General features: G+C 71.2%; 19 protein-coding genes and 2 pseudogenes. 11 read left to right on the top strand and 10 right to left on the bottom strand.

All coding sequences use genetic code 11. The features are described 5' to 3' along the window. Positions 1 to 92 (top strand): annotated as a pseudogene (locus ACFW6P_RS27400) (IS5/IS1182 family transposase); the annotation flags it as partial. Here ACFW6P_RS27400 and ACFW6P_RS27405 read toward each other — a convergent pair. Beyond that, positions 71 to 307, bottom strand: a complete 237-nt coding sequence (locus ACFW6P_RS27405) for a class I SAM-dependent DNA methyltransferase (protein WP_386358786.1) — start codon at positions 305 to 307, stop codon at positions 71 to 73. The pseudogene ACFW6P_RS27400 and the gene ACFW6P_RS27405 sit on opposite strands and share 22 nt — an antisense overlap. Positions 308 to 431: 124 nt before the next feature. Further along, positions 432 to 1,283 (bottom strand): annotated as a pseudogene (locus ACFW6P_RS27410) (N-6 DNA methylase); the annotation flags it as partial. A gap of 727 nt (positions 1,284 to 2,010) precedes the next feature. On the opposite strand from ACFW6P_RS27410, the gene ACFW6P_RS27415 reads away from it, so the two are divergent. The 4 genes from ACFW6P_RS27415 to ACFW6P_RS27430 are packed head-to-tail and all read left to right on the top strand — an operon-like array spanning position 2,011 to position 9,244. Beyond that, positions 2,011 to 2,925 (top strand): hypothetical protein, encoded by a 915-nt coding sequence (locus ACFW6P_RS27415; protein WP_386358788.1) that lies wholly within the window; start codon positions 2,011 to 2,013, stop codon positions 2,923 to 2,925. An 18-nt stretch (positions 2,926 to 2,943) separates the two neighbouring features. Further along, a complete protein-coding gene (locus ACFW6P_RS27420) occupies positions 2,944 to 3,309 on the top strand; it encodes a hypothetical protein (protein ID WP_386358857.1) in 366 nt (121 codons plus the stop codon). Next, the gene (locus tag ACFW6P_RS27425) at positions 3,306 to 6,617 is read left to right on the top strand and encodes a hypothetical protein (RefSeq protein WP_386425143.1); all 3,312 of its coding nucleotides are present in this window, start codon (positions 3,306 to 3,308) and stop codon (positions 6,615 to 6,617) included. The genes ACFW6P_RS27420 and ACFW6P_RS27425 overlap by 4 nt, the downstream gene beginning before the upstream one ends. Further along, on the top strand, positions 6,617 to 9,244 hold the full coding sequence (locus ACFW6P_RS27430) for a pPIWI_RE module domain-containing protein (RefSeq protein WP_386358792.1): 2,628 nt from the start codon (positions 6,617 to 6,619) through the stop codon (positions 9,242 to 9,244). Before ACFW6P_RS27425 ends, ACFW6P_RS27430 begins: the two co-directional genes overlap by 1 nt. A 216-nt stretch (positions 9,245 to 9,460) precedes the next feature. On the opposite strand, the gene ACFW6P_RS27435 is transcribed toward ACFW6P_RS27430, so the two are convergent. After that, positions 9,461 to 9,919, bottom strand: a complete 459-nt coding sequence (locus tag ACFW6P_RS27435; RefSeq protein WP_386358794.1) for a peptide deformylase — start codon at positions 9,917 to 9,919, stop codon at positions 9,461 to 9,463. 368 nt (positions 9,920 to 10,287) lie between these two features. Here ACFW6P_RS27435 and ACFW6P_RS27440 point away from each other — a divergent pair, with 368 nt between their 5' ends. Continuing rightward, the gene (locus tag ACFW6P_RS27440; RefSeq protein WP_386358796.1) at positions 10,288 to 11,682 is read left to right on the top strand and encodes an MFS transporter; all 1,395 of its coding nucleotides are present in this window, start codon (positions 10,288 to 10,290) and stop codon (positions 11,680 to 11,682) included. Positions 11,683 to 11,724: 42 nt separating this feature from the next. Here ACFW6P_RS27440 and ACFW6P_RS27445 read toward each other — a convergent pair whose 3' ends face one another. The 4 genes from ACFW6P_RS27445 to lnt form a co-directional block, all read right to left on the bottom strand. Continuing rightward, positions 11,725 to 13,668 carry a helix-turn-helix domain-containing protein gene (locus ACFW6P_RS27445; protein WP_386425147.1) on the bottom strand — a complete coding sequence of 648 codons (1,944 nt, stop codon included), beginning with the start codon at positions 13,666 to 13,668 and terminating at the stop codon, positions 11,725 to 11,727. 74 nt (positions 13,669 to 13,742) lie between these two features. Continuing rightward, positions 13,743 to 14,543: a 3-hydroxybutyrate dehydrogenase gene (locus ACFW6P_RS27450; RefSeq protein WP_386358800.1), complete on the bottom strand. Its 801-nt coding sequence runs from the start codon at positions 14,541 to 14,543 to the stop codon at positions 13,743 to 13,745. A gap of 54 nt (positions 14,544 to 14,597) precedes the next feature. Beyond that, a complete protein-coding gene (locus tag ACFW6P_RS27455; protein ID WP_386425150.1) occupies positions 14,598 to 15,077 on the bottom strand; it encodes an NUDIX domain-containing protein in 480 nt (159 codons plus the stop codon). 68 nt (positions 15,078 to 15,145) lie between these two features. Beyond that, positions 15,146 to 16,753, bottom strand: a complete 1,608-nt coding sequence (lnt, locus tag ACFW6P_RS27460; protein WP_386425153.1) for an apolipoprotein N-acyltransferase — start codon at positions 16,751 to 16,753, stop codon at positions 15,146 to 15,148. A 343-nt stretch (positions 16,754 to 17,096) separates the two neighbouring features. Between lnt and ACFW6P_RS27465 the strand changes: the two genes are divergently transcribed. Then, complete coding sequence (locus ACFW6P_RS27465; RefSeq protein WP_386425162.1) at positions 17,097 to 18,107, top strand: O-antigen ligase family protein; 1,011 nt, start codon at positions 17,097 to 17,099, stop codon at positions 18,105 to 18,107. An 18-nt stretch (positions 18,108 to 18,125) separates the two neighbouring features. On the opposite strand, the gene ACFW6P_RS27470 is transcribed toward ACFW6P_RS27465, so the two are convergent. Then, positions 18,126 to 18,680: a hypothetical protein gene (locus ACFW6P_RS27470; RefSeq protein ID WP_386358805.1), complete on the bottom strand. Its 555-nt coding sequence runs from the start codon at positions 18,678 to 18,680 to the stop codon at positions 18,126 to 18,128. Between the two features lie 102 nt (positions 18,681 to 18,782). Then, the gene (locus ACFW6P_RS27475) at positions 18,783 to 19,568 is read right to left on the bottom strand and encodes a glutamate racemase (RefSeq protein ID WP_386358807.1); all 786 of its coding nucleotides are present in this window, start codon (positions 19,566 to 19,568) and stop codon (positions 18,783 to 18,785) included. Between the two features lie 39 nt (positions 19,569 to 19,607). On the opposite strand from ACFW6P_RS27475, the gene ACFW6P_RS27480 reads away from it, so the two are divergent. Continuing rightward, positions 19,608 to 20,801 carry a glycosyltransferase gene (locus ACFW6P_RS27480; protein WP_386358809.1) on the top strand — a complete coding sequence of 398 codons (1,194 nt, stop codon included), beginning with the start codon at positions 19,608 to 19,610 and terminating at the stop codon, positions 20,799 to 20,801. Positions 20,802 to 20,810: 9 nt separating this feature from the next. On the opposite strand, the gene ACFW6P_RS27485 is transcribed toward ACFW6P_RS27480, so the two are convergent. Continuing rightward, positions 20,811 to 22,082, bottom strand: coding sequence for a TerD family protein (locus tag ACFW6P_RS27485; RefSeq protein WP_386358860.1), 1,272 nt, complete (start codon positions 22,080 to 22,082; stop codon positions 20,811 to 20,813). Positions 22,083 to 22,377: 295 nt separating this feature from the next. Between ACFW6P_RS27485 and ACFW6P_RS27490 the strand changes: the two genes are divergently transcribed. The 3 genes from ACFW6P_RS27490 to ACFW6P_RS27500 all read left to right on the top strand — a co-directional run bounded on the left by ACFW6P_RS27490 (position 22,378) and on the right by ACFW6P_RS27500 (position 24,446). Next, positions 22,378 to 22,800 (top strand): DUF6643 family protein, encoded by a 423-nt coding sequence (locus ACFW6P_RS27490; protein ID WP_386358811.1) that lies wholly within the window; start codon positions 22,378 to 22,380, stop codon positions 22,798 to 22,800. A gap of 42 nt (positions 22,801 to 22,842) precedes the next feature. Then, a complete protein-coding gene (locus ACFW6P_RS27495) occupies positions 22,843 to 23,670 on the top strand; it encodes an MOSC domain-containing protein (protein WP_386358813.1) in 828 nt (275 codons plus the stop codon). Positions 23,671 to 23,843: 173 nt separating this feature from the next. Continuing rightward, the gene (locus tag ACFW6P_RS27500) at positions 23,844 to 24,446 is read left to right on the top strand and encodes a hypothetical protein (protein ID WP_386358815.1); all 603 of its coding nucleotides are present in this window, start codon (positions 23,844 to 23,846) and stop codon (positions 24,444 to 24,446) included. Positions 24,447 to 24,632 lie beyond the last annotated feature (186 nt).

The raw sequence follows: 24,632 nt of genomic DNA on the forward strand, positions 1-24,632 counted from the left end.
TGCACCGCCGCTACGAACGCAAGGCCGAACACTTCCTCGCCTTCACCGCCATCGCCTGCAGCCTCATCTGCTACCGCAGACTCGCCAAATGAGACAACGTCTTAGTGCCGGGGGCACGGAATACGAGAATGCAGGTCGGAATCGTCGTGCTGTAAAAGAGGTTCGCGGGTAGCCCGATCACGGCTTCCAGGAGGTCGGTGTCCAGGACGCGTTGGCGGATGGCTGCCTCCTGGCCGCCCCGGAAGAGGACGCCGTGCGGCAGGACGACGCCGGCCCGCCCCTTCTTGGGATCCATGCTGGCGATCATGTGCTGCACGAATGCCCAGTCGGCCGACGACTGTGGGGCGACCCCGCCGATGGCTACCCCATGGCCTCCACTTCAGGCTGTAGGGCGGATTGGCGACAATCACGTCGAATTGCTTAACGGACCCGTCCGGCTTCTTGAAGCGCGGGTCCCTCAGGGTGTCGCCGACCTCGACCTTGAACTCGGTCAGGTTGTGCATGAAGAGGTTCATGCGGGCCACACCTGCGGTATCCGTTACCGCCTCTTGCCCGTTCAGGCCTAGTGTGTATCCCCGCCTGCCGTGGGACTTCAGGAGACTCGCGGCAGCAATGAGCATGCCACCCGACCCGCAGGTCGGGTCGTACACCGACTCATGGTTCTTGGGGTCCAGCAGCTCGATGATCAGTTCCACGACCTCGCGCGGGGTGAAGAACTGGCCGGCGCGGGTGCCGGAACCGTCGGAGAAGCGCTTCAGCAGGTATTCGTACGCTCCCCCGAGCACGTCGTGGGACATGTTGCCCTCGTGCATCTTGGGGACACGGTTCATCGTCCGCATGACCGACGCCAGCACCTCCCCTGGAAGCACCGCTTCGGAGGTCCAGGTCATGGACCCGAAAATTCGGGAGAACTTGTCAGGGTTGGCCGACTCGATGGCCTGGAGGGAAGCGCGAACCCGCTGGCCGAGGCCGTGCTGGGCGACGGTGGCGAGGATGGATGACCAAGAGGCGCGGCACTCGGCGACGGTACCGGGGAAGATGAAGGGGATCTTGAACGTCTGGTAGTTGCTGTACTCGACCTCGTCGGCTTCTTCGGCTGAGAGGTCGAGGTCCTCGTTCTCCTTGAGGAAGGTCTGATGGGTGTGCTCCCAGGTATCCGACAGATACTTCCAGAACATCAGAGGGAAGACGACCGAGGAGTACTGCGCCTCGGGCATCGCCACGCGCAGCTCGTCGGCGGCGTCCCACAACCGGTTCTCGATCTCCTGCTGGGTCACTGCCATCAGTCGGGGGTGTCCTTGCTCGTCAAAAGGTGGCGGCCCGAAGGCCGTGAAATCCTACTTTTCACCCCATTTAGGGCGGGCTCTGCATGTACACACCAGGCTTAACCTACCGGGCGAGCACACGCGGAGCGTCGCACTCCCTCCGCGGGAGACTCACAGACGATATCCGCCTCCCCGGAACCACGAAAAACGGCAAACGACGCAGCCATCGGGACGCACCCTGCGGTGCCCTCGGGCATATGCGCGCGGGTAGCCGACGGCGCCCTGCACACCCCCCGTCGCCACTGCGAGGTTCGTCCGCCGAGCCCCATCGCTCGAGAGCTGCCCGCACCAGACCTCCCAGGACGCAGCACGATGACTTGCTACTTCTGTCCGATCAGTGCAACTCGAGTGAGGTACCGGGCTCGCCCCGATGCCATTTTCCGGCTCGCGAGAGGCGGGAACCGTCATACGTAAGCTCATGCGGGCGACTCCGGAGACGTCGGCAACAGCGCTATGGCATATCCCACCACCCACCACTGACAGTGCGGGCCGCGCGCCTTCCCGGAGCCGAAGACAGAGCGGTTTCAGAGATCCCCATCGAAGGATCCCGCAGGCCGTAGCACAGCTGTCCACAGTGCCGTCCGGCAGCGCCAGCCGACGATAATCGAAATCATGAGCGGATTAATCGCATAAGCGTTCGAATTCTGAGAAGCGTTGTCAGTGCGGTCGGGTATACCGGTCGGCTATGAGTGTTGCTCAGGATGCGGCTGCGTCGGCCTCCGGCGGTACGCAGCCACCGTCGGTTGACGGCGACGTTCCAGATGACCATCGCCCGGCTGCTGCGGTTCCTGCATCGCGGGACGCTGGCCTCAGCGGAGAAAGAGACCCACAGACCGCTCAGGACGACTACCTGCTGGTTGAGCTGATGTGTGCCGCGTTGGCGAAAATCCGCCTCGAACGACAGCGGGCCGGCGTTCAAGCTCGCGGCACGGACGGGTCGGGGCCATTGCCGCGTGCTTGGCGTGATGCACGAGGCCGCTTGTGGTGGAAGGCGCAGTCACTGGATTTGGAAGGGCCCGGCAACGACCTGGAACTGTTCGACTGGTGCCGTCGCCCGCTGAGGTCGTGGCCTGTACCGCTCTCCCTCACCGAGGGCGATCTCGAAGCGGTGCTGCTGGAGGGTGATGCCCTGTCTGAGTTCGCCGAGCAGGCTGCAGACCTGATCCAGCACGCTGACGTCGAGGCGGAACTCGTTCAAAATCAGGTCTTTGCCGCCCTGATGCTGTGTGCACGGATGAACGGTAGGGACGACGACGCTGTCCAGCGGGTCTACTGCCGGCTGCGGAGCCTGCTGATCGACCGTCCGGTGCTCAGCGACCGCGAGGTCCAGGCACTGGCGCGGGAACTCCCCGCAGCGGACTCCCACCATGACTCGTTCCTCGCCAAATTCGTCCGCATCGCCTACGTCCACCACCCGGTCCAGGCGCCGGGGAAGGTTCGCCTTCGGCGCTGTGCAGACTGCCGAAATCCGTTTGACGACGGGGCCGTTGGCTGTGGGGCTCCCGGCTGTACCGGGGTGCCAGAGCAGTACGAGGTGACGTGTCTGGGCGCGTATTGGACCCAGCACCGGGCAACCCGCCAGTTCTTCCACGACCCGTGACTGCTGGAGGGACGGCTGCTGGACCACCTTGGCGAACTCGCCGACGGCACACTGTGCGTCGAGGGCTGGCCGTGCCTGGATGCGTGGGATATCGCGTTGACGTTCAAGGCTCGGGAACCGGGTGCCGAGGCGGAGCGCTGGGCCGTCGACGCCAAGGACTGCTCAAGCCCAGCCCTACTCGCCCGGGGCTTTCGCTGCGATCCACGCGTGCCGGCGCGGCGACGCATCATCGTCATTCCCATGCACCGCCTCAGAACTCCCGGCTACGTAGCGGATCTGGAGCGTGAACTGCAGGGTCGCGTTTCCGGCGTCGAAGTCCTCGACGAGAAGACGTTCCTGCGGCAGGCCGCCGTCCGTGCGCGTCAGACGGGAGAAACGCGATGAGGGACACCCGCGCCTGGAGCAAGTCGCTGGTGAAGGAACTGGCGGACGACAGTGTGCGCCCCCTGCTCGGCCCCCTCAGGCCGTGGGAGATCTGCGCGTTGGAGGTGGGCCTGTCGTTCCTGGACGACCATCTGCCCGGCCAGGGCGTCGGCGCGCTGTGGCCGGTCCTGTCCGGTTACATGCGTCTGGAGGAGGACCTGGGCCCGCAGCTCCGGACCCTGCGGGAGGTGATGGGCCCCCTTGCCAAGACCGGGACCATGAGGGAGAAGCTCGATCAGTACGTGAAGCTGCCGGTACAGGTACGGGGCTTCGAACCCTGCGACATGCTTGGCCACAAGCCGGAGTTGTCGACCGTGTTCACCCGCCGGTCCACCCCGTACGCAGCGGCCCGTCATGACCTCTACCGTCAGACGCTGCAGAAAATCGCCCCCTATCAGACGACGTCCTCATGCCGGCCGGCGCCGCCAGGTTCGGTGTGTTCCTTCGAGCGGGCCGACGGCAGGCGGGAACAGATCCGCGTCCCCGAGACTCTCCTCCCGGCTCCTGCTCCTGCGGTGCTGCCCGCAGCAGTCTCCCGAGTGCAGGAGCCCATCCCCCTCACGCGGGATGACTTCCAGTGGGCTGCCGAACATATCGACAAACTCCTGGAAGCCCATCCAGAGATTGAAAACCGGAACTTCGTCAAACGGTTCGAGGAGATGGAGGCCCTGCTGGCCGACCACGCCGAAGGTCGTCTCCTCGATCAGCAGTGGCGGATGACCATTGATCGCCTGTGGCACGTGGTCGGCCTGATGAACAGCGGCAAGTCCACCCTGCTGGACCTGATCGCCTTCATCGTCGCCCGCCGCGGCGGCAAGGTCGGGTTCGTCCTCGCCTCCGGCAGCGACGTGTTCGCCAAAGTCAGCTTCCTGCAGGCCCTGGGCATCGATGCTGTGCCCATCTTCGGACGCACCCGGGAAGGCGTCCACAAGGACCGGTTCTGGCGCTCGCTCCTCCACGACGGCGAGACGACCTTCCCCACAGGTCTGGACCCTGCTGCGGAGTTCGCTGACGACCAGTGTTGCCTGGAGGAGCTGCGGCTGACCAGCAGGACCGACCGGGCTCCGCTGCCCCGCGAGGAGCGGCCTTGCACAGGCCGTCTCACCGTGGCCGGCGAGAGCGGGCGTCGCGACTGCCCGCTTCTGTCCCAGTGTCCTTCGCATACGGCGGCACGCAAGGTTGCCGAAGCACAGGTGTGGGTGACGACCGCGGCGGGCCTGGCGTCGACGCGGATGCCTCAGTCCCATATCGAGGTCCGCGTCGCCGAAGCGGCGCAGCACCACCTGTCCGTCCTGCTCGTGGACGAAGCCGACACCGTGCAGCAGCAGTTCGACGACCGTTTCCTGCTGCACGAGATCCTTTCCCAGCCCGGCCGGGGCTGGAGTCACCGGGTAGGCGACCGCATCGGGCAGCGGCTGGAGCACTCCTGGTTCCTCGATCTGCTCGACCCGGAGGTGACGGCTGGCGACAAACATTTCCGTCGGCACGATCAGGCACTGACCGAGCTGTACCGGCTGGTCATCGCCTCTGGTGCGAACTCCCTGCGCGACGTCATCGCGGAGGGACCGTTCACCGGCTACAGCCTCATGCGGCGCTTGGCGCGCAGTCTTCACGGCCTTGGTGAACGGACTGACTTCGCGGACAAGGCGGAACAGGAAGAAGCCGCCGACTACTACTTCGAAGAGCACTTCGCCTCGGTGCTCTCCGCCCCGTTCCAGGCTCCTGCGGCGAACTGGGCCGAGCTGATCGAGGCGATGACGGCAGCCCACGACACTCATGTCTCGGCCCAGGAGGCCGCAGAGGCATGGATCACGACGCACCAGCCCGCCATCGACGAGGCGAAGGTCCGAGGCACGCTGGCGGAGTACGCACAACTGCTGCAGGCCGGGGTGTGGGCCGCGCGTATCACGACCTCGTTCTTCGAAGTTGCCCAACGGCTGCACGCCATCAGCTCCTCCCCGATCAGCGACGGGGAGGACTTCTGGAGCCGGCAGCCGCCACGTGACCTGATGCCGTTCGTGCCCGAACAGGCTGCCGGGAACCTGATGGCGCTGCAGTGGCAGCCCAACCCTGGTGGTGACAGCGGGTCGTTCAGCATCCTGTGGCTGCGCGGGGTCGGCCGCTGGTTGCTCTACCACCTCCATGATCTCCTGACAGCCGAGGGCATCGAGGGACCGCATGTCGTCCTGGCCTCCGCCACCAGCTGGATGCCCGCCTCGCCCCGCTTCCACCTGGACGTCGCCCCGAACCTGGTACTCCGGGAGCCGGCCAAGGCCAGGGCGGCGCTGAAGGAGAGCAAGATGTTCTTCCGGCCGCCGCGCTACGCCGACGGCCGCCCCGTCTTTATCTCGGGCACCGGCGGCGACCCCACTCGGCATGCCCACGCCCTGTGCACGGCCGCCGACTGGATCTGCAATCCGGCCCCCGGTGCGCGCGAGTCCCTGCTCCAGCAGGCCCGTCTGCGGCTGGCCGACGACCGTCAGCAGGTCCTGTTCACCGTGCAGAGCACCCGCGATGCCCAGACGGTTGCCGACTACATCAATCACAAGACGCCGTACACGGCCCTCCACGTCATCCGCGACGACGACCCGCCCACTCGGCACAGCATCCCAAGGCGCCGCCTGCCCACCTTTGCCGCTTCCGGCGCGGACATCCTGGTTGCTGCCGAGGGCGCCGTCCAACGCGGCCACAACATCCTCAACGCAGCTCGTCGCGTCGCCGCCCTGGGCGCGGTGTTCTACCTGGCCCGCATCCACCCACCCACCGACGATGCGACCTTCCCGCTGTCCCTGCTCAGCCGCGAGGCGATGCGCCGCCTTCGCGGCCCGATCGAGCTGGCCGACCCCTTGGTCGATCCCGTCGACCTCGCGCGCAAACTCCGCCACGGCGAACGCCGCCGCTGGCAGCAGCGGGTCGGAGAGCCGGTGCTGTTCTCCCGCCTGACCGACCCGGTCGAACACGCGGCGTTCGTCGGCAACTTCCTCGTCCCGCTCCACCAGACGATCGGCCGCGGCATCCGTGGCAATGAACCGGTTCTGGTGTACCTCTGCGACGCCGCCTTCGCGCCCCGGACCGCCACGCTCGACGAAACCGCGGCCGACACTCCCCGCACGAGCGTGATCGTCGCCGCCCAGCAACTCCTGCACGGCTGGCTCATCAATCCAGGCCCGACCGCCACCGCGGCGCAGCGCCTCGACCATGAAATCGCCCACGCCTGCTGGGGTCTGGCCTCCCATCTCCTCGACAACATCGACTGGGGTCACCGCTGATGCCCGCCTACCGCGCCACCCAGGCCACCGTGCTCACCTTCACCCCCGGGGCCAGCTGGCCCGTCACTGGCTATCGCGCGACCTGCCCACCCGGGATGCTTAACGTCCTCCAGGACGCCTGGGAGGCCCGCCCCGGCCGACGAAAGCGCAACGGACCCGACAGCCTGCCCACCAAGCCACTGAAAGACTTGATCACCCTTATCGACCCGGACATCACCTCCGTGCACTGGGACCCTCGCCATCCGGCGTGGCTGCGCGCGCGAACCGAGATCGACCCGGACCTGCTGCTGATCGCGCTGTCGGCATGGGCCTCCGCTCACGTGGCGCCCCAGGTGCCGGACACCGACTGGTACGGCCGTCTCGAAGCCGCCGGCCAGTTCGAATGGATCCCCGAAGACCTCGACCTCGCCCAGCACGGCATCCACCCCAACGGCACCGCCAACCCTCCCGTGCACGTCTTCGACCTCCTGCCCAGCCTCGTCGCCGAACACCTCACCACCACCGACCTTCAGCTCCTGGGCCACCACCGTGACCTGCGGCTCGGCCCCACCCAAGCCGACGGCCGCCGCGTCCTGCACCTCGGCCAACCGGATCCTCTCATCGATGAAGACGGCGCGGTCGGAGCCAGCGTGGACGTCCTCACCCTCCGCCTGGAAACCGTGCCCGGGGTCCCCGAGGTCCACCTCCACCTCGACCTGGGCATGACCCGCTTCGCGACGAACGCGCTCGACTACATCCCCCGCCGCGGAAACGGCGACCCCACCGCCAGCGTCCTGCTCTCCGCCAAGGACGGATTCCTCCACCGCCGAGAACGTCCCATGCTCCTGCAGAGCTCCGTCACCATCCGCCGACGCGGACAGGACACATCCTGGACCTGGCAGCCGGGCGTGACCAGCATCCTCGCCCACCTCACCCACCACGAGCCACCCAGCCTCGACGAACTGCGCAACGCCCCGGGCAACGCGGCGGCTCAGCCCTTCGCCGCCCACCTCGTGCACAGCACCGGCATGACCTACCGCTATCCGGACCAGGACGGCGCCCCGCCGGCTCGTGCGACCCACGACCATCCGGTCGGCCACGGTTACCAACCTCGCGACCACATGGAAGTCCTCGCCCAGGTCGCCGGTCAGCTGGAGGACAAGGGCCTGGTCCCGCTGACGCCCACGCCCAAGGCACGCACGCGTGCGAAAACACGCCTGCCACTGCAGCTGCCCGACTCCCCCACGTACGAGCTCGAAGTCTGGGCGTCCTCCGACCGCTCCTGGCAAGCTCTACAGACCGCCGCCGCTAACAAGCTCGGCCTGACACCCGCCACCTCAACAGCAGCGTGCGCCAGCTTCACCGGACCGATCAACCTCACCCTCCACCGCCACGACCCGCAAGACCTGACCGCCGGTCTGCCACGCTCCATCGAGTCGGACCCGGCAGCCCGGCGGGCCGCCTACGAAGCCAGCGAGGCCGAACGCACCACGCGAATCGCCCGTACATTCCCCCGCCTTGCCCACCCCATCGCCTGCATCGTGGAGATGGAAGGCGCGGCCTACTTCTCCCGCACACACCAGCGCGACCCCAAAACCCTCTTCAAGAAGGTCCTGCCGAGCCTGCGCCGAAACGTCCAGGGGCTGCGCCCCATCCCGCCGGCCAACCCCAATCCCAGCAAAGCAGCGCTCGCCAGGCGTTTTCCCGGCACCGACATCGAGCGCGCCACTTCCGCCCTCCGGGACGCCCTCCGCCAGGCCGGACACCTCCCCAAACTCCCCGCCCCACCCGGCATCGAAGGCTCCTTCGAGCTGATCACCGTCTGGCTCGCCCCCGCAGGCGAGCGGATGCTCGTGCCCATGCTGATCCGTCAGCACACCCACGAGGAACCCACGGCACAACTCATGACGACGACGGGCAGCCCCACCGAGCGCCCCATGCCGTTGACCGCCCTACCGGAAGCCCTCGTGGCCGGCCGCGGACGCGTGCCCCGTACCACACGCGCGGCCCTCGCCGAATTCCTCACCAACGCCCTGTCGCTCGACTCCACCGCCAATCGCCTGCTGCTCGTACGCCGCGCCCGGACGAGCGACAAGGACATCTGGCCCTGGCTCCAGGACAGCCGCATCACCTTCGACCAGCTCGTGCTGCCGGGCATCGACCTCACGGCCCCCAACGCGGACCCAGACCGCCGTAAGCCCGGCGACCAACCTGGCCTGCGCATCATCCGGCTACGCGAGCGCAGCGATCGCTCTGCGGTGCCCAGGGCCTTCGGTGTCACCCAGGAAATGGTCAGCGCCGGCGACGACACCGACGAACTGATCCCCGTCACCCGTCACGGACGATTCTCCGGCCTGGTCGAAGTCGGGGAACGCGCCTTCTGGGGCATCAACCCGCGCCCCGATCAGAACCAGACCCCTCTCACGCTCACCAAGTTCGACCCGGCCCAGACCGCCAACCGGACCTGGACCTGCTCCAACCCCACCTCCCTGGAGATCGTGCCCGCCTTCCTCCAAGACGGCGACAACCCGGCCGACTGGGCCATGTACGTCCAGGCCCAACGACGCCTCCACGCCCACACCGACATCGCCACCACGTGGCCCGCCATCGTCCACCTCGCCGAGCTGATGGAGGAATACATCGTCTGATCGGCCAGCCCATGCCGCTGCTGACTGGTCAGGTCACACGCGCTAGCCGGATGGGTATGAGGCCATCCGGCTACGCGTCACCGCACCCAGGTAGATTCCGCCGAAAGCCGCCCAGGTAGCAATGGCGGATTCTTCGGCGGGCCGTTGTCGTCACCGTACGAACCGCAGCGGCCATGCATCCACGTCGCGGACAGCGGACACACAGATCGTCCCACGTCATTGCGGGTCCTCCCCGCCCACGTCCTCCATCGTCACTGGGAGCTCCGGGTCAGGAGTCGTACGCCCATGCCCGGCCGATCTGCCGGTACTCCTCAACGCGGATAGGCAGCCTGACCGCATACGATCCGCGTCCAGCAGGCCGTCGAGGTGGTCAATCTCGTGCTTGACGAGGCGGTCCAGGCCGCGCTGGTTGGTTACCGTGGCACCGTTGACGGATGTGGTCTCCACGGTCATTCTCAGAGGGCGAGACACCTTCCCTCGCACGTTGAAGAAGGACAGGTACCCTTCGTACTGCTCATCGCTCTCCTCCGACACATCCGTGACACGAGGGTTGAGGACGACGATGGGGCCAGCGCCGGACTCGGCAGGCTGAACGACAGCAGCAGCACGGGTAATGCCGATCTGAGGCGCGGCGATCCCCAGCCCTTGGCGAAGGTGTGCACCTGGGCGATGCACTCTATGAACGCGAAGAGTCTGTCCACAACACGTTCCGCGCCATCCCGCTCGGCGGGAAGGTCGAAGGGACGTGCCGGCTCACCGAGGATGCCCGCCTGGACGACCCCGAGGTTGCGCGTCTGCTCGCTGGGCCCCTTGGCGCACCAATCATCATCACGTTTGTCACGGGGTGAGATGATGACCGGCGCCCGGCTTGTGGGTGGCCGCCGGGCCTGGGAGGGTAAGTGGCTGGGGCGAAGCCGGCATGGTGGCCGCATGCATAGCCAACGCTCGAACTATGTTGCCCCACCACATGTGCGCCTGACCTGCATGTTTCTACCGTGTGCCGACACGTACCCGTCCCCACCGCACACGAGGAAGTGGCGCACATGGCCTCCGGAACCACCGCTCCCCCACCATCCGTGAACCTCAAGCGCATCGTCGCCGCCAGCCTCATCGGAACCACCATCGAGTGGTACGACTTCTTTCTCTACGGCTCCGCCGCCGCGCTCGTGTTCAACCAGCTGTTCTTCCCCGACTCGGATCCGCTGGTCGGCACGCTGCTGTCGTTCCTGACGTACGCGGTCGGTTTCGCCGCCCGGCCCCTGGGCGCGCTGGTGTTCGGGCACTACGGCGACCGGCTCGGGCGCAAGAAGCTGCTGGTGCTGAGCCTGCTGCTGATGGGCGGGGCGACCTTCGCCATCGGTCTGCTGCCGACGCACGCCACCATCGGCACGGCCGCCCCGGTCCTGCTCACCGTGCTGCGGCTGGTCCAGGGGTTCGCCCTGGGCGGCGAGTGGGGCGGCGCCGTCCTGCTGGTCTCGGAGCACGGGGACGCGCGGCGACGCGGGTTCTGGGCCTCGTGGCCGCAGACCGGTGCCCCGGCGGGGCAGCTCCTGGCCACCGGTGTGCTGAGCCTGCTGACCGCCCTGCTGTCGGAGGCCGCGTTCGTCAGCTGGGGCTGGCGCATCCCCTTCCTGCTCTCCGGGGTGCTGGTGATCGTCGGTCTGTGGATTCGTCTGTCCGTCGACGAGTCGCCGGTGTTCAAGCAGGCCCTGGCCCATGCGCAGGCCCGCAAGGCGACCGAGGGAGCGACGGCGGAGAAGCTGCCGCTCGTCGCCGTGCTGCGGCACCACTGGCGTGACGTCCTGGTCGCGATGGGCGCCCGTATGGCCGAGAACATCAGCTACTACGTCATCACCGCCTTCATCCTCGTCTACGCCACCACCGCGGCCGGCGTCTCGAAGCAGACCGCTCTCAACGCCGTGCTGATCGCCTCGGCCGTGCACTTCGCGGTGATCCCGGCCTGGGGAGCGCTGTCCGACCGGATCGGCCGCCGTCCCGTCTACCTGATGGGCGCGATCGGTGTCGGGCTGTGGATGTTCCCGTTCTTCTCGCTGATCGACACCGGCGGCTTCGGGTCCCTGCTCCTGGCCGTCACCGTGGGTCTCGTGCTGCACGGGGCGATGTACGCGCCGCAGGCGGCGTTCTTCTCGGAGATGTTCGCGACGCGCATGCGCTACTCCGGGGCGTCGATCGGCGCCCAGTTCGCCTCCGTCGCCGCGGGCGCGCCCGCTCCGCTGATCGCCACCGCGCTGCTGAAGGACTACGGCAGCTCCACCCCGATCGCCCTCTACGTCATCGCCGCCGCCCTGCTCACGGTCGTCGCGGTGGGGGCGGCGAAGGAGACCCGGCACCGGGACCTCGCCGACGCCGGCCTTCCCCGAGACGCCGCCGAGGTGGAGCGGAGCACCGCCGCGGCGAAGGACGCCCGAGCCGTCTGACCCGCGCCCGATCCGGCCCCCGTACGCCGTCGCGTACGGGGGTCAGCGCCGTTCCGGTGCCGCCAGCCGGTTCAGGCGCAGCGCGAGCTGGATCTCCAGTGCGCGGGCCGGGCTCTGCCAGTCGTCGCCGAGGAGGCGTCCGACGCGCTCCAGGCGCTGGGCGACCGTGTTGACGTGGACGTGCAGTTCGTCCTTGGTGCGGGCGGGGCTCATGCCGCAGGCGAAGTAGGCGTCGAGGGTGCGCAGCAGGTCGGTGCCACGGCGGCGGTCGTAGGCGACGACCTGGCCGATGGTGCGGTCGACGAAGCCATGGATGTCCCGGTCGCCGGCCAGGAGCAGCCCGAGGAAGCCGAAGTCCTCTGCGTCGGCCCCGTCCCCCGAACGGCCGAGGAGGCGCAGGGCGTCGAGGCAGCGCCGGGCCTCCCCGTAGGCCGTGGCGACGGCGTCCGGGTGCTGGGCGAGGTTCCCGGCGGGTGCGGAGGCGCCGACGGTGACGGGGGCGTGGACCGCCGTGCCGAGGTCGCGGGCGGCCCGGCGGGCGAGGCCGGTGGCGGTGTCGCCGGACCCGAGGGGCAGCAGCAGGACCGTGCCGCCGTCGCGGGCGGCGGCCAGGCCGTGCCGTGTCGCGGCCAGGTGGGAGGCCGCCGCGGCGAGGCGTCTGCGGGCGTCCGCCTCCTGGTGGGCGTCGGCCGTGTCGCTCTCCAGGCGGGCGGCCAGCACCACGTGGACGGCGTCGAGGTCGGCGTGGAGCCGGGTGGCGCGCTCCCGCAGCACGCGCGGGTCGCGGTCGCGGGCGTCGAGCAGATCGTCGAGGAGCTCTCCGCGTACGCGCTGCTCGGCCTCGGTGGCGGACCGGCGGGCCAGGAGCAGCAGGGACGTGACCGTGGCCGCCCGCTCCAGTGTGCGCTGGTCGACGGGGTCGAGGCCCGGGTGGCCGCGCAGCACGAGCGCGCCGAGCAGCTCGCCGCCGGCGGCGACCGCCGCGATCCAGTCGTCCCCGTGCCGCACCGCGTGGCCGTCCGCGCGGGACGCCTCCAGTGCCGCGGCCGGTGCCAGGGCGGCCTCGGCGAACTCGACGGTGCCGTCGAGGACCTCGGAGACGGCGGCGGCCACGTCCTGGACCCCGCCGCCGCGCAGCACCAGCTCGGCGAGCCGGTCGTGGACGTCGGAGGCACGCTCGATGACGCCGCTGCGGTCCTGGATGATCTCGTTGGCCCGCTCCAGCTCCGCCAGGGCGGAACGCGTCTCGGTGAGCAGGTTGGCGGTGTCGATGGCGGCCGCGGCGAGGGCGGCGAAGGAACCGAGCAGGGCGATCTGCTCCCGCTCGAAGACCCGGGCGCGGCGGTCCGCGGCGAAGAGCACGCCGATCACGTGGTGCCCGAGCATCAGCGGCACGCCGAGGATCGCCACGAGTCCCTCGTCCCGCACGCCCGTGTCGATGGTGCGGGTGTGCTGGAAGCGGTCGTCCTTGAAGTAGTCGTCGGTGACGTACGGCCGGGCGGTCTGCGCGACCAGGCCGCCCAGCCCCTCGCCCATTCCGAGGCGCAGCTGCTGGAAGCGGGCCGCGACCGAGCCCTCGGTGACCCGCATGTAGGTGTCGCCCCGCTCCGGGTCGTTCAGGCTGAGGTAGGCGACGTCCGTGCCCAGCAGGGACCGGGCCCGCTGCACGATCGCCTGCAGCACGGCGTCCAGGTCACGCAGCCCGGCGAGGTCGTGGGCGGTCTCGAACAGCGCGGACAGCTCGGCCTCGCGGCGGCGCCGTCCCTCCAGCTCCGCGCGGACGCGCAGGGCGAGCGGCTTGGCCCGCTCCAGCGCGGCCGTCCACGCGGCCGGCCGGCCTTCGGCGCGCGCCAGCAGCACCGGCTGCTCGTAGGCGTCGGCGGACGCGCCCCGGGCCAGGAGCTCGAGATACGGCGTCTCGGCGCTGACCGGTGGGTGTGCGGCGTCGGCTGGGCGCTCGGCGTGCTGCGCGTGTTCGCTGGGCATGCCCACAGGATTCACCATGACCCGTTCGCCCCGTCAGGCCTGTGGAAAACTTCCCCGCCGGCGGGTGCGGCCCCTCAGTGGGCGGTCCAGCCGCCGTCGAGCACGAGGGAGGTGCCGGTCACGAAGGACGCGTGCGGCCCGCAAAGGTAGACCACGGCCTCGGCGACGTCCTCGGGCTCGATCAGCCGCTTCACCGCGCTGTCCTGGAGCAGCACCTCGGACAGGACGCGCTCCTCGGGGATCCCGTGGGCCTGCGCCTGGTCGGCGAGCTGCTTCTCGACCAAGGGTGTGCGCACATAGGCGGGATTCACACAGTTCGAGGTGACGCCGTGGGGCGCGCCTTCGAGGGCGGTGGTCTTGGACAGTCCCTCCAGGCCGTGTTTGGCGGCCACGTAGGCGGACTTGTAGGCGGAGGCGCGCAGTCCGTGCACGGACGACACGTTCACGATGCGTCCCCATCCCTGGCCGTACATGTGGGGCAGGGCGCCGCGGATGAGGCGGAACGGGGCCTCCAGCATCACCGTGAGCACGGTGTGGAAGACGTCGGGCGGGAACTCCTCGATGGGGCGCACGAGTTGCAGCCCGGCGTTGTTGACGAGGATGTCGGTGCCGGCGGCGGCGAGCTCGGTGGCGTCCAGGTCGGTGAGGTCGAGGACGTGCGGCTCGACGGTGCCGGCGAGGCCGCCGCCCTGCTCGGCGAGGGCCTCCAGACCCTCCGCGTCCCGGTCGACGGCTCTGACCTTGGCGCCGGCGGTGGCGAGCCGCAGCGCGCAGGCGCGGCCGATGCCGCCGGCGGCACCGGTGACGAGCGCGGTGCGGCCGCCTAGGTCGAGCGGACTGGCGTGGGGGGCCTGGAGGACACGAGGCTCGGTCATGTCTCGACCCTAGGGAGCACCCTTCCTCCGCCCCATGTGGTCACGCTCCATACTTCAAAGGGAAGCAGTGGGGTCGAACCATGTGGGGCCGTCGGAGAGGGCCTGCTTGATCCGCAGCAGGCCGAACTCGTGGAGATCGGGCAGGGCGTCGACGTCGAACCAGCCGACCTCCAGCGACTCGTCGTCGTTGACCCGGGCCTCGCCGCGGACGGCCCGGCAGCGGAAGGTGATGTCCATGTACTGACAGGTGTCGCCGTTGCCGTACGTGACGGGCTGCAGCGCCTGGACGAGGACGACCCGTTCGGCGACGCAGCGCACGGCCGTCTCCTCGTGGACCTCGCGCACGGCGCAGGCCGCGGGCTGCTCCCCCGGGTCGGGGATGCCCCCGATCACGGACCACCTGCCGGTGTCGGCCCGGCGGTTCAGCAGCACTCTGCCCCGGTCGTCGAAGACGAGAGCGGTGACTCCGGGGAGCCAGAGCAGCTGGTGTCCGGCCGAGGCGCGGAGCGTGCGGATGAAGTCGGGGGTAGCCATGGGCACGACCCTAAGGGGCCGGTTCGGGCCGCCTGGCTCGCTCCGGGCCGCGTGCGACCGGCGTACGGCTACGCGTCACCCGCGCGCCGCCCGCGCATCCCGGCGCCGACGGCCCAGCAGACTCCGCCCGCCGCGACCAGCACGAGGGCGATCTCCGGCAGGACGCCCAGCCGGGTGGCGGGGGTCTCGGAGGACCGCAGCGGCACCTTCTGCACCAGCGAGTCGGCGACGAACATGCCCGTCCTCCGCGTGATGCGCCCGTCCGGCATGATGACCGCGCTCACGCCACTGGTCACCGGCACGGTCACGGTGCGGCTGTGCTCCACCGCGCGGACGCGGGACATGGCGAGCTGCTGGTAGGTCATCTCGCTGCGGTCGAAGGTGGCGTTGTTGCTCGGCACGGAGATCATCTGGGCGCCGTCCGTGACCTCGGAGCGCACGGCCCAGTCGAAGGCGGCCTCGTAGCAGGTGACGAGCCCGACCCGGGCGCCGTCCATGGTGAAGACGCCCGGCTCGGTGCCCCTGCTGAAGTCCTGGCGGACCATGGCCGTCCAGTCCCCGTTGATCGCGCCGATGAGGGAGCGCAGCGGGAGGTACTCGCCGAACGGCTGGATCTGGCGCTTGTCGTAGGTGTCCACGGGTCCCTTCACCGGGTCCCACAGGATCTGCTCGTTGTAGAGCTTGCCGTCCCGTTCGACGACGCCGCCCACCGAGACGGGCGCACCGATGGCCCGGACGGCCCGGTCGATCACGGCGCGGGCGTCGGGGTTGGCGAAGGGGTCGATGTCGGAGGAGTTCTCCGGCCACAGGACGATGTCGGGCCGGGGGGCCTTGCCGGCCTCGACGTCGGTGGCCAGCCGTTCGGTCTCGCGCGCGTGGTGGTCGAGCACGGCCCGGCGCTGGGAGTTGAAGTCGAGGCCCGCGCGGGGCACGTTGCCCTGGATCACCGCGACGGTGACGCTGCCGTCCTCTGCCGTGTCGCTGACCAGCGGCCGGGCCGCCACGGCACCGGCGACCGGCACGGCCAGGCTCAGCAGACCCACGGCCGCCGCGGTCCGCTTCACCGTCCCGGTCCGCCGCCACGCCACGGCCAGGCGGACGACCTCGTACAGGCCGAAGCCGCACAGGACCACCGCGAAGCCGAGGACCGGGGTGCCGCCCACCGCGGCGAGCGGCAGGAACACACCGTCGGCCTGCCCGAACGCGATCTTGCCCCAGGGGAAGCCCTCGAACGGCGCACGCGCGCGTGCCGCCTCGCCGGCGGTCCACACGGCGGCCGCCCACACCGGCCGGCCGGGCAGCCCGGACACGGCGGCGACCCCCGCGCCGACGAGCGCCACGAAGAGCGCCTCGATCGCGACCAGGGCGAGCCAGGGACCGGGCCCGACCTCCACTCCGGTCCACACCAGCAGCGGCAGCAGGAAGCCCAGCCCGAACAGGTAGCCCAGGCCCAGGGCGGCCTTCCAGCCACGGCCGCTCAGCGCCGAGCCGAAGACGGCGAAGGCCGGCAGGGCCAGCCACCACAGGGTGCGGGGCGGGAAGCTGACGTACAGGAGCAGGCCGGAGAGCGCGGCTGCGGCGGCCGGGACGAGCCGCCGGAACCAGGCGCGCGCCCGGGGCGCGGTCCGCGGTTGCGGTGAGGCCGACTCGTCGACGGAGGTTGCGGTGACGGTCACTCCCGGAGTCTAAGTCGAGCGGCCCGGGGGCCGACAGCGCGGTCGGCGGGCATCCGGGCCGGTCCGCGGCCGCCGGGTCCGCCGCGGCGTTCCCGCTCATTTCTTCACGACACGTCCCCAAACCGTCCACCAGCCGTTACGGTGTGCCGGAGCCTCGGTCGAGCAGTCCGCGACGGCCCGGACGACCGGGGCGACGGCACGGGTCGGGGGCGACGGGCGCGGGGGGGCGGGGCGGGTGGGTCGAAGCGGGATGACGTCCGCGTCCGGGCCGGACGGGGACCGGGAGAAACGTGGTCTCCCGGAAGCGGACGGTGAGAGACGCGTCGACTCGGACGCGGCGGGTGTGGCGGTGCTGGGGGCCTGCGCCGGCTGGTCCCTGATCACGGCGGCGGCGCACGACGGCCGCCCCGAGGGCGTGCTCCTCGCGGTCCTGGCCGTGGCGGCCGGGTACGCCGCGGGCCGGATCGGGGGCGCGCTGCTGCCGGTCGGCGCGCCCCTCGCCGGGGCGCTGGCCGGGATCGGGCTGACCGTGGCCGTCCCCCATCTCGCGCCGGGCCCGCAGATCACCACGCCCCTGGGGCATGCCGGGGCCTCGGCGGCCGTGCTGACGCTGTCGGCGGGAGCCGTCTGCTGCGCGGCCTGGACCGCTCGCGCAGCGGCAGTACGGCTCGTCCTGCGGCTGCTGGCCGCCGGGATCGCGGTGCTGGCCGCCGGGATCGGATCCACCTCGGGCTGCGTCGCCGCCGGGGCGGTGCTGGTGTGCTCACTGGTCGCCGGCCGCATCCGGCACCGCGGCGCCGGCCTCGCCGCGCTGGTGGCGTTCGGCGCCTTCGCGACCGGTCTGAGCTGGGCGATCGCGGCCGGCGCCGTACCGGGCTCCTTCACCGCCGCCCTTGAGGGAGGACTGACCGCGCACCGGATCGAGCTGTGGCGGGACGCGTGGCACCTGCTGCGCGAGAACGTCGCGCTCGGGGCCGGACCGGGCCGCTTCGGGGAGCTGAGCGCCGCGTCCGCCGCGTCGCCGCTCTCCGACGGCAGGCCCCACTCGGCGCCTCTGCAGCAGGCGGCCGAGCAGGGCGTCGTCGGCGCGGCCCTGCTGGCGGCGGCGTTCGGCTGGACGATCTACGCGCTGTGGCGCGGCCCGCGTCCGACGCCGGTGGCGCTCACCGCGGGCGCGGCCCTGACGGCACTGGCCGTCATCGCCGGGCTCGGCAACGCGCTGAGCTTCACCGCGGTGTCGGCGGGAGCGGGAGTGCTGGCCGGTCTGGCCACGGCACGCCCGCTCGTCCACGCACCGTCGAGCCGTGCCCCGGATCCGCACCCTCGGGACGCCGGACGCACCCGGGCCTGGTGAGCGAGCCCGCGGCGGGACTCAGTGCGCGGCGGCCCCCGGTTCCGTGTGCCGGAGCCGGGCCTTGATCACGCGTACGGCCGCCTCGGCGTCGTCCACGGTGACCGTGAAGGTGTGACCGTCCCACAGCTCCAGCACCACGCCCTCACCCCGTCGCACGACGACCGCGGTGCCCTTCTCTGGCCGCCAGCGGTACCCCCAGCCGCCCCAGTGGCGAGGGGTGACGTGCGAGGTGTACGTGGCGCCGGCCACGCTCGAGAGGGGGATGCGGCGACGGGGCACGCCGATGTGACCGCAGCGCACCTCCAGGTGCTCCTGGTCGACCCGCAGCGCGACGTGCACGAAGGCGAGGGTTCCGAACAGGACGAGGAGCCCGGCGGCGATGCACCCGACGACGGCCATGGCGAGCGGGGCGACACCGGAGGTCCACGGGGAGGCGATGGCCAGTTTGATGCCGAGCGCCATGCAGGCGGCACCGACCAGCGCGAGCAGCCACTGGACCCGGTTGGTGGCGCGGCCGGTCCACACGTCGGGATGCGCGTAGGGGGCGTTCTCGCCGTCGCGGTGGTCCCTCATGAATTCGAGGGTACTCAGGTTCCGCTCTGCTGGTACCTCGTGGCGGAGCGTGACTGGGCCGCCCGGGCGTCGGGCGGTCCGGGGCGCCGGGAAGCCCACGTCTCAGCGCGCGGGCGTGACCGCCTGCAGCATCCGCCCCTCCTCGTACGCCAGGGCCGGCACGGGCAGCGTGCCCTCGCGTCCGCTGAGCAGCACGGTGAGGGTGCCCTCGGGCGTGGCTCCCGGCGCGGGCTGCGCGCCGAGCCGGCGCAGGGCCTGGGCCGCGACGGCGCCCGCCGACCCGTGCAGTACGAGCGGCGCGCGGCCGGGCCGCTGGACGGCTGCGCGGATGCGCTCGGCGACCAGTTCGTAGTGGGTGCAGCCCAGGACGACCGTGGTCACCTCGTCGGGCGTCAGCGCGGCGGCCGCTGCGACGGCGGCGTCGATCGCCTGCTGGTCCGCGCGTTCCACGGCCTCGGCCAGACCCCAGCAGGGGACCTCGGTGACGGGTACCCCGCCGGCGAAGTCCCGGATCAGCGTGCGCTGGTACGTGCTGCCGGTGGTGGCCGGGGTCGCCCAGATGGCGAGAGGACCCCCGCCGGCCGCGGCCGGCTTGATGGCCGGGACCGTGCCGACGACCGGGAGCTCCGGTTCGAGGCGGGCGCGCAGGGCGGTCAGCGCGTGCACGGTCGCGGTGTTGCAGCCGACGATCAGGGCGTCGGGACGGCGCGCGGCCGCCGCCTCGGCGACGGCCAGGGCACGCTCGGTCAGGTCTTCGGGGGTGCGCGGTCCCCACGGCATTCCGTCGGGGTCCAGGGAGAGCACGAGATCGGCGTCGGGGCGCAGCCGCCGAACCGCGGCGGTGGCCGCCAGCAGACCGATTCCGGAGTCCATGAGCGCGATCTTCACCCGATCACGATAGACGATGAGCGCTACGGGTCCGGTGCCGTGGGGCAGACTGCGCGCGTGAGCGCCGTTGTGTGGACTGCCGCTGGATCACTGCTCGCCTGGCTGTGGCTTCTGCTCTGTCAGGGCTTCTTCTGGCGCACGGACGTGCGGCTCCCGCCAGGCCCGCGGCCGGACGCCTGGCCGTCCGTGTGCGTCGTCGTCCCGGCCCGTGACGAGGCGGCCGTGCTGCCCGCCGCGCTGCCCTCGCTGCTCCTGCAGGACTATCCGGGGCGGGCGGAGATCTTCCTCGTCGACGACGGCAGTGCCGACGGCACCGGTGAGCTCGCGCGGGAACTGGCGCGCCGGCACGCGGGGCTGCCGCTGACGGTGGACACGCCCGGGGAACCGCCCGCGGGCTGGACCGGCAAGCTGTGGGCGGTGCGCCACGGCATCTCCCTGGCCCGCGCGCGTGACCCCGAGTACCTGCTGCTGACGGACGCCGACATCGCGCACGCACCGGACAGTCTGCGCACGCTGGTGGCGGCCGCCCGGGCCGGGGGCTACGACCTCGTCTCGCAGATGGCCCGCCTGCGGGTGGAGGGCCTGTGGGAGCGGCTGGTCGTGCCGGCCTTCGTCTACTTCTTCGCGCAGCTCTACCCGTTCCGCCGGATCGGCCGGGACGGAGCCCGGACGGCCGCCGCGGCCGGGGGCTGCGTCCTGCTGCGGGCCGAGGCAGCGGGGCGGGCGCGGATCCCGGACGCGATCAGGCACGCCGTGATCGACGACGTGGCACTGGCCCGGGCGGTGAAGGGCGGCGGCGGCCGGATCTGGCTGGGACTGGCCGACCGGGTGGACAGTGTGCGGCCGTATCAGCGGCTGGCCGATCTGTGGCGGATGGTGGCGCGCAGCGCGTACGCCCAACTGCGGCACCATCCGCTCGTGCTGGCCGGGACGGTGGCCGGGCTGGCGCTGGTGTACCTGGTGCCGCCCGCGGCGCTCGTGGCCGGTCTCGCGGCGGGGAGCACGGCGGCCGTCGTCACCGGAGGCCTGGCGTGGCTGGTGATGACGGGGACGTACGTGCCGATGCTCCGCTACTACCGGCAGCCGCTGTGGCTCGCCCCGCTGCTGCCGTTCACGGCGTTCCTCTATCTCCTCATGACGGTCGACTCGGCGGTGCGGCACTACCGGGGGCGCGGCGCCGCCTGGAAGGGCCGCACCTACGCGCGCCCGGACGCCGTGCCCGAGGAGGGCTGACGCCGCCGGTCACTTCCTTCCCGGGGTCCAGTTCATGCCCCAGCCGTAGGCGTGGTCGACGGTGCGCTGCGGGCTCACCCCGCGCTCGGGCACCAGATAGCGGGCCTCCCGCTGGACGACCAGATCGCCGCCGGTGTTGGTGATCAGGGCCAGCGCGCACACGGGCGAGGGGATCGTGCACTCGTCGAGGGAGAACTCGATGGGGGCGCCGTGCTGCGGCTGGAGCGTGACCTGGGCGTGCAGGTCGGCGAAGGAACGGGCGCCCTCGTAGATGGTGACGAACACGAGGATGCGGCGGAAGGCCTGCTTGTGGTCGAGGTTGACGGTGAGGTTCTCACCGGCCGCCACGGCCCCGGTGCGGTCGTCGCCGTCGAGGTGGATGAACGGCGGCTGGTGCAGCGCGCCGAAAGCGTTGCCGAGGGCCTGGACGACGCCCTTGCTGCCGTCGGTCAGTTCGTACAGCGCGCACAGGTCGAGGTCGAGGTCGTTGTGCATCGCGGTCGGGCGGCCGAACTTGCTGCTCCAGCCTGAGAACTGCTTGTGCACCTGCCAGTTGAGGTTCACGTGCAGGACGCCGGAGGTGCCGCCCTGCTTGGTGAGCGAGACGGAGGGCGCCGCCTTGGTGAGCGTGACCTTGGTGAGCCGGACCGGCGGAGGCGGGGTGGCGGGCCGGGTCGCCGGCGGGGGCGGATACGCCGCGGGGGCCATGGGAGGGGGTGTGGCCGCGGCGGGCGCCGGGGCCGGGGTCGGGGCCGCCTGCCGCGGCTCGTCCACGGTGATGCCGTAGTCCGTCGCCAGCCCTTCGAGGCCGCGGCTGTAGCCCTGTCCGACGGCGCGGAACTTCCACGCGCCCAGGCGGCGGTAGAACTCGCCGAGCACGAAGGCGGTCTCGGTGGTGGCGCCGGGATTGTCGAAGCGGGCCACGGGGGCGTTTGCGGCGGTGTCACGGACCTCGATGTAGAGGTCCGGGACCTGTCCGAACGCACCGCCGTCGGCGGAGGCGGCGAGGACGATCGTCTCGATCGCGGGCTCCACGCGCGCGAGGTCGACGAGAAGGGTGTCGGTCACCCGGTCCCCGGCGGTGCGCTTGCCCTCGTGCCGGATCGCGCCGGAGGCGTGCGCCGGCTGGTTGTAGAAGACGAAGTCGGCGTCGGACCGCACCTTCCCGCTCACCAGCAGCAGCGCGGAGGCGTCGGCGTCGGGCACCCCGGGTCCGGTGCGCCAGCCCAGCTCCACCCGCAGCGCCGTGGTGGGCACCGGAGTGTTCGAACCCTTCGGCATCTGCATGTCCGCCCCCATCGCCTGTCTCCGTGCCGGTCAGCTCCCGGCCGTCCGTCGCGTTCCGTCCGCACAACCTATTCCCCTCCGTGGCGGACTCCCCGGCGCGCTGGACGGAGATCGGTGGCCGACCGCCGGTAACCCGCCCGGAACTCGGCCTTTACGCGATGTAAACCCTGTCCAGTGCCCCTTTTTGTGAAGTTCATTCGCATTGGGGATACCGGGTCACTGCGGACACGGAAAACAACCCTCTTATCGGTCTCCCCAACCAGCACATCGTGGGCTTAACTTATGTGCCATGACCTCCCCCCGCTCCACCTATGGCGGCGGCTACTACTCCGCCTCCTTCCCGGACACCCCGATCTACGACAGGCTCGTCGCCGAGCGGGGCACCCCGCAGATCGCCCCGATCCGGGTCCCCGCGCAGTACGACGTGCCGGGCGGCAGACTGCCCGCCCTCCCGTCCGCGCTGCCCGCTCTTCCGGCGGCCCCCTCCCAGCCCGTCTACGGGTACCCGCAGGCGCAGCAGCCCGCTCCGCTGCAGCAGGCGCCGGCGGCGTACATCCCGCAGCAGGCGAGCGCGCCGCGCGGCTATCCGGGCCCCCAGCAGCCGCGCCAGCCGGCTCCCGCGGGCTACGAGGCGATGCGCCCAGCGGCTCCCCGGCCGGCCCCGGTCCCGTACCAGGACCCGTACAACAACCAGCAGTACCGCGGTTACTGAGCCGCCCGCAGGGCCGTCGGCGCCTGCTGGCACGATGGCCCCATGGGAAACGCTCACCTGCACTCGATCCACGTCCACCCGGTCAAGGCGGTCAAGGGCCTCGCGCCCCGGGAAGCCGCCGTGGAGCCCTGGGGGCTGGCCGGTGACCGGCGCTGGGCGCTGATCGACGGCGGGGGAAAGGTCCTCACACAGCGACAGCGGCCACGCCTCGCCCTCGCCGCCGCCGAGCCCCTGCCCGGCGGCGGCGTACGGCTGTCGGCGCCCGGCATGGAGCCGCTGACCGTGTGCGTGCCCCGGCCGGAGGTCCGGGTGCCGGTGCGGATCTTCGGTGACGAGATCGAGGCGGTCCCGGCCGAGGACGACGCCGCGCACGCCTGGTGCAGCGCCTATCTCGGCCTCGCCGCGCGGCTCGTGCACCTGGACGATCCGGCCACGCGCCGTCCCGTGGACCCCGAGTACGCGCGCCCCGGCGAGACCGTCTCCCTCGCCGACGGATTCCCGCTGCTGCTCACCACGACGGCCTCGCTCGACGCCCTCAACGCCCTGATCGGGCGCGGTGAGCACGCGGACGAGGGGCCGCTGCCCATGAACCGCTTTAGGCCGAACATGGTCGTGACGGGCACCCCCGCCTGGGCCGAGGACGGCTGGTCCCGTCTGGCCGTCGGGGAGGTCGGCTTCCGGGTCGCGAAGCCCTGCGGCCGCTGCGTGGTGACCACCACCGACCAGGGAAGCGCCGAGCGCGGCCGCGAACCCCTGCACAGCCTGGGGCGCCACCGGCGGCTCGACGGGCGACTGGTCTTCGGGCAGAACCTGGTGCCGCTGTGCGGGGGGACGATACGGGTCGGGGACCCGGTCACGATCATCGAGTAGCGCGGACCGGGTTGCCCCGCAGGAGCGGGAACCGCGCCGCGCGGCCGGGCGTTGGGCGTGTGGTGAGACGTTCATGAGAGGCCCGGGGAGAGGTGATGTCCCTCCCCCGTCGACGGGTTCCCGCGTGGACGGCTCCGCCGTGGGTGGTCACGGAGCGGGAAGGGGTGCGGGCGGTGCGAGCGATCAGCGGACTCTGGCGCTGGCGGCGCAATCCGCTCTGCCGCACGACCGATCTGGCCGAGGCCTGGCTGGCGTTCGCGGCCTTCGTCCTGATCCTGGTGGCAGCCCCGGTGACCGGTTCTCTCGTCGGCACCGCCGCACAGGAGGCCCTGCAGCGCTCCGTCCGCGCGCAGCACGAGGCCCGGCATCCGGTCACGGCGGCCGTGGTCCGCAAGCTGGACCGCCCGCCCCTGGACGCCGACCCGGAGACCTCCACGGGCACCATACGCACCCGTGTCCTCGCCGACTGGACCGCCCCGGACGGCACTTCGCACCGGCGCCCGGTCTTCGCGGGCCTGAAGGACCCGGGCCGGGGTGACACGTTCCGGATATGGACCGACGACCACGGCCGGACGGTGGCCCGCCCCCTCGACCCCGCGACGGCGTCGACGTACGCGGTCCTGGCCGGCTTCGGGGCGGCCCTGGCCGCGGGCGGTCTCGTGGAGGGCGGCAGACGGCTGGTCGTCCGGGGCATGCTCCGCCGGCGGTACACCCGTTGGGACCAGGCCTGGCACCGGGCGGGCCCGGACTGGGGCAGGACGGGCACCGGCAGCTGACCGCCTTCCGGCTCTGGTCAACCCACCACCCGTGCGCACGCTACGGTGGTCCGGCCGAACCCGTTCGGCACAGTCCGCGCGCGAGCGAGCAGGAGGGACGCGCCGGTGCCGACGCCGCGTGCGTGTCCAGGCCTCAGGGTCCGGGCCCGGCCCGCGGTCCCGGCAGCGGCGCCGGTGTCCCGAGGG

The sequence above is a fragment of the Streptomyces sp. NPDC058741 genome, from assembly GCF_042746715.1.
Taxonomy (GTDB): domain Bacteria; phylum Actinomycetota; class Actinomycetes; order Streptomycetales; family Streptomycetaceae; genus Streptomyces.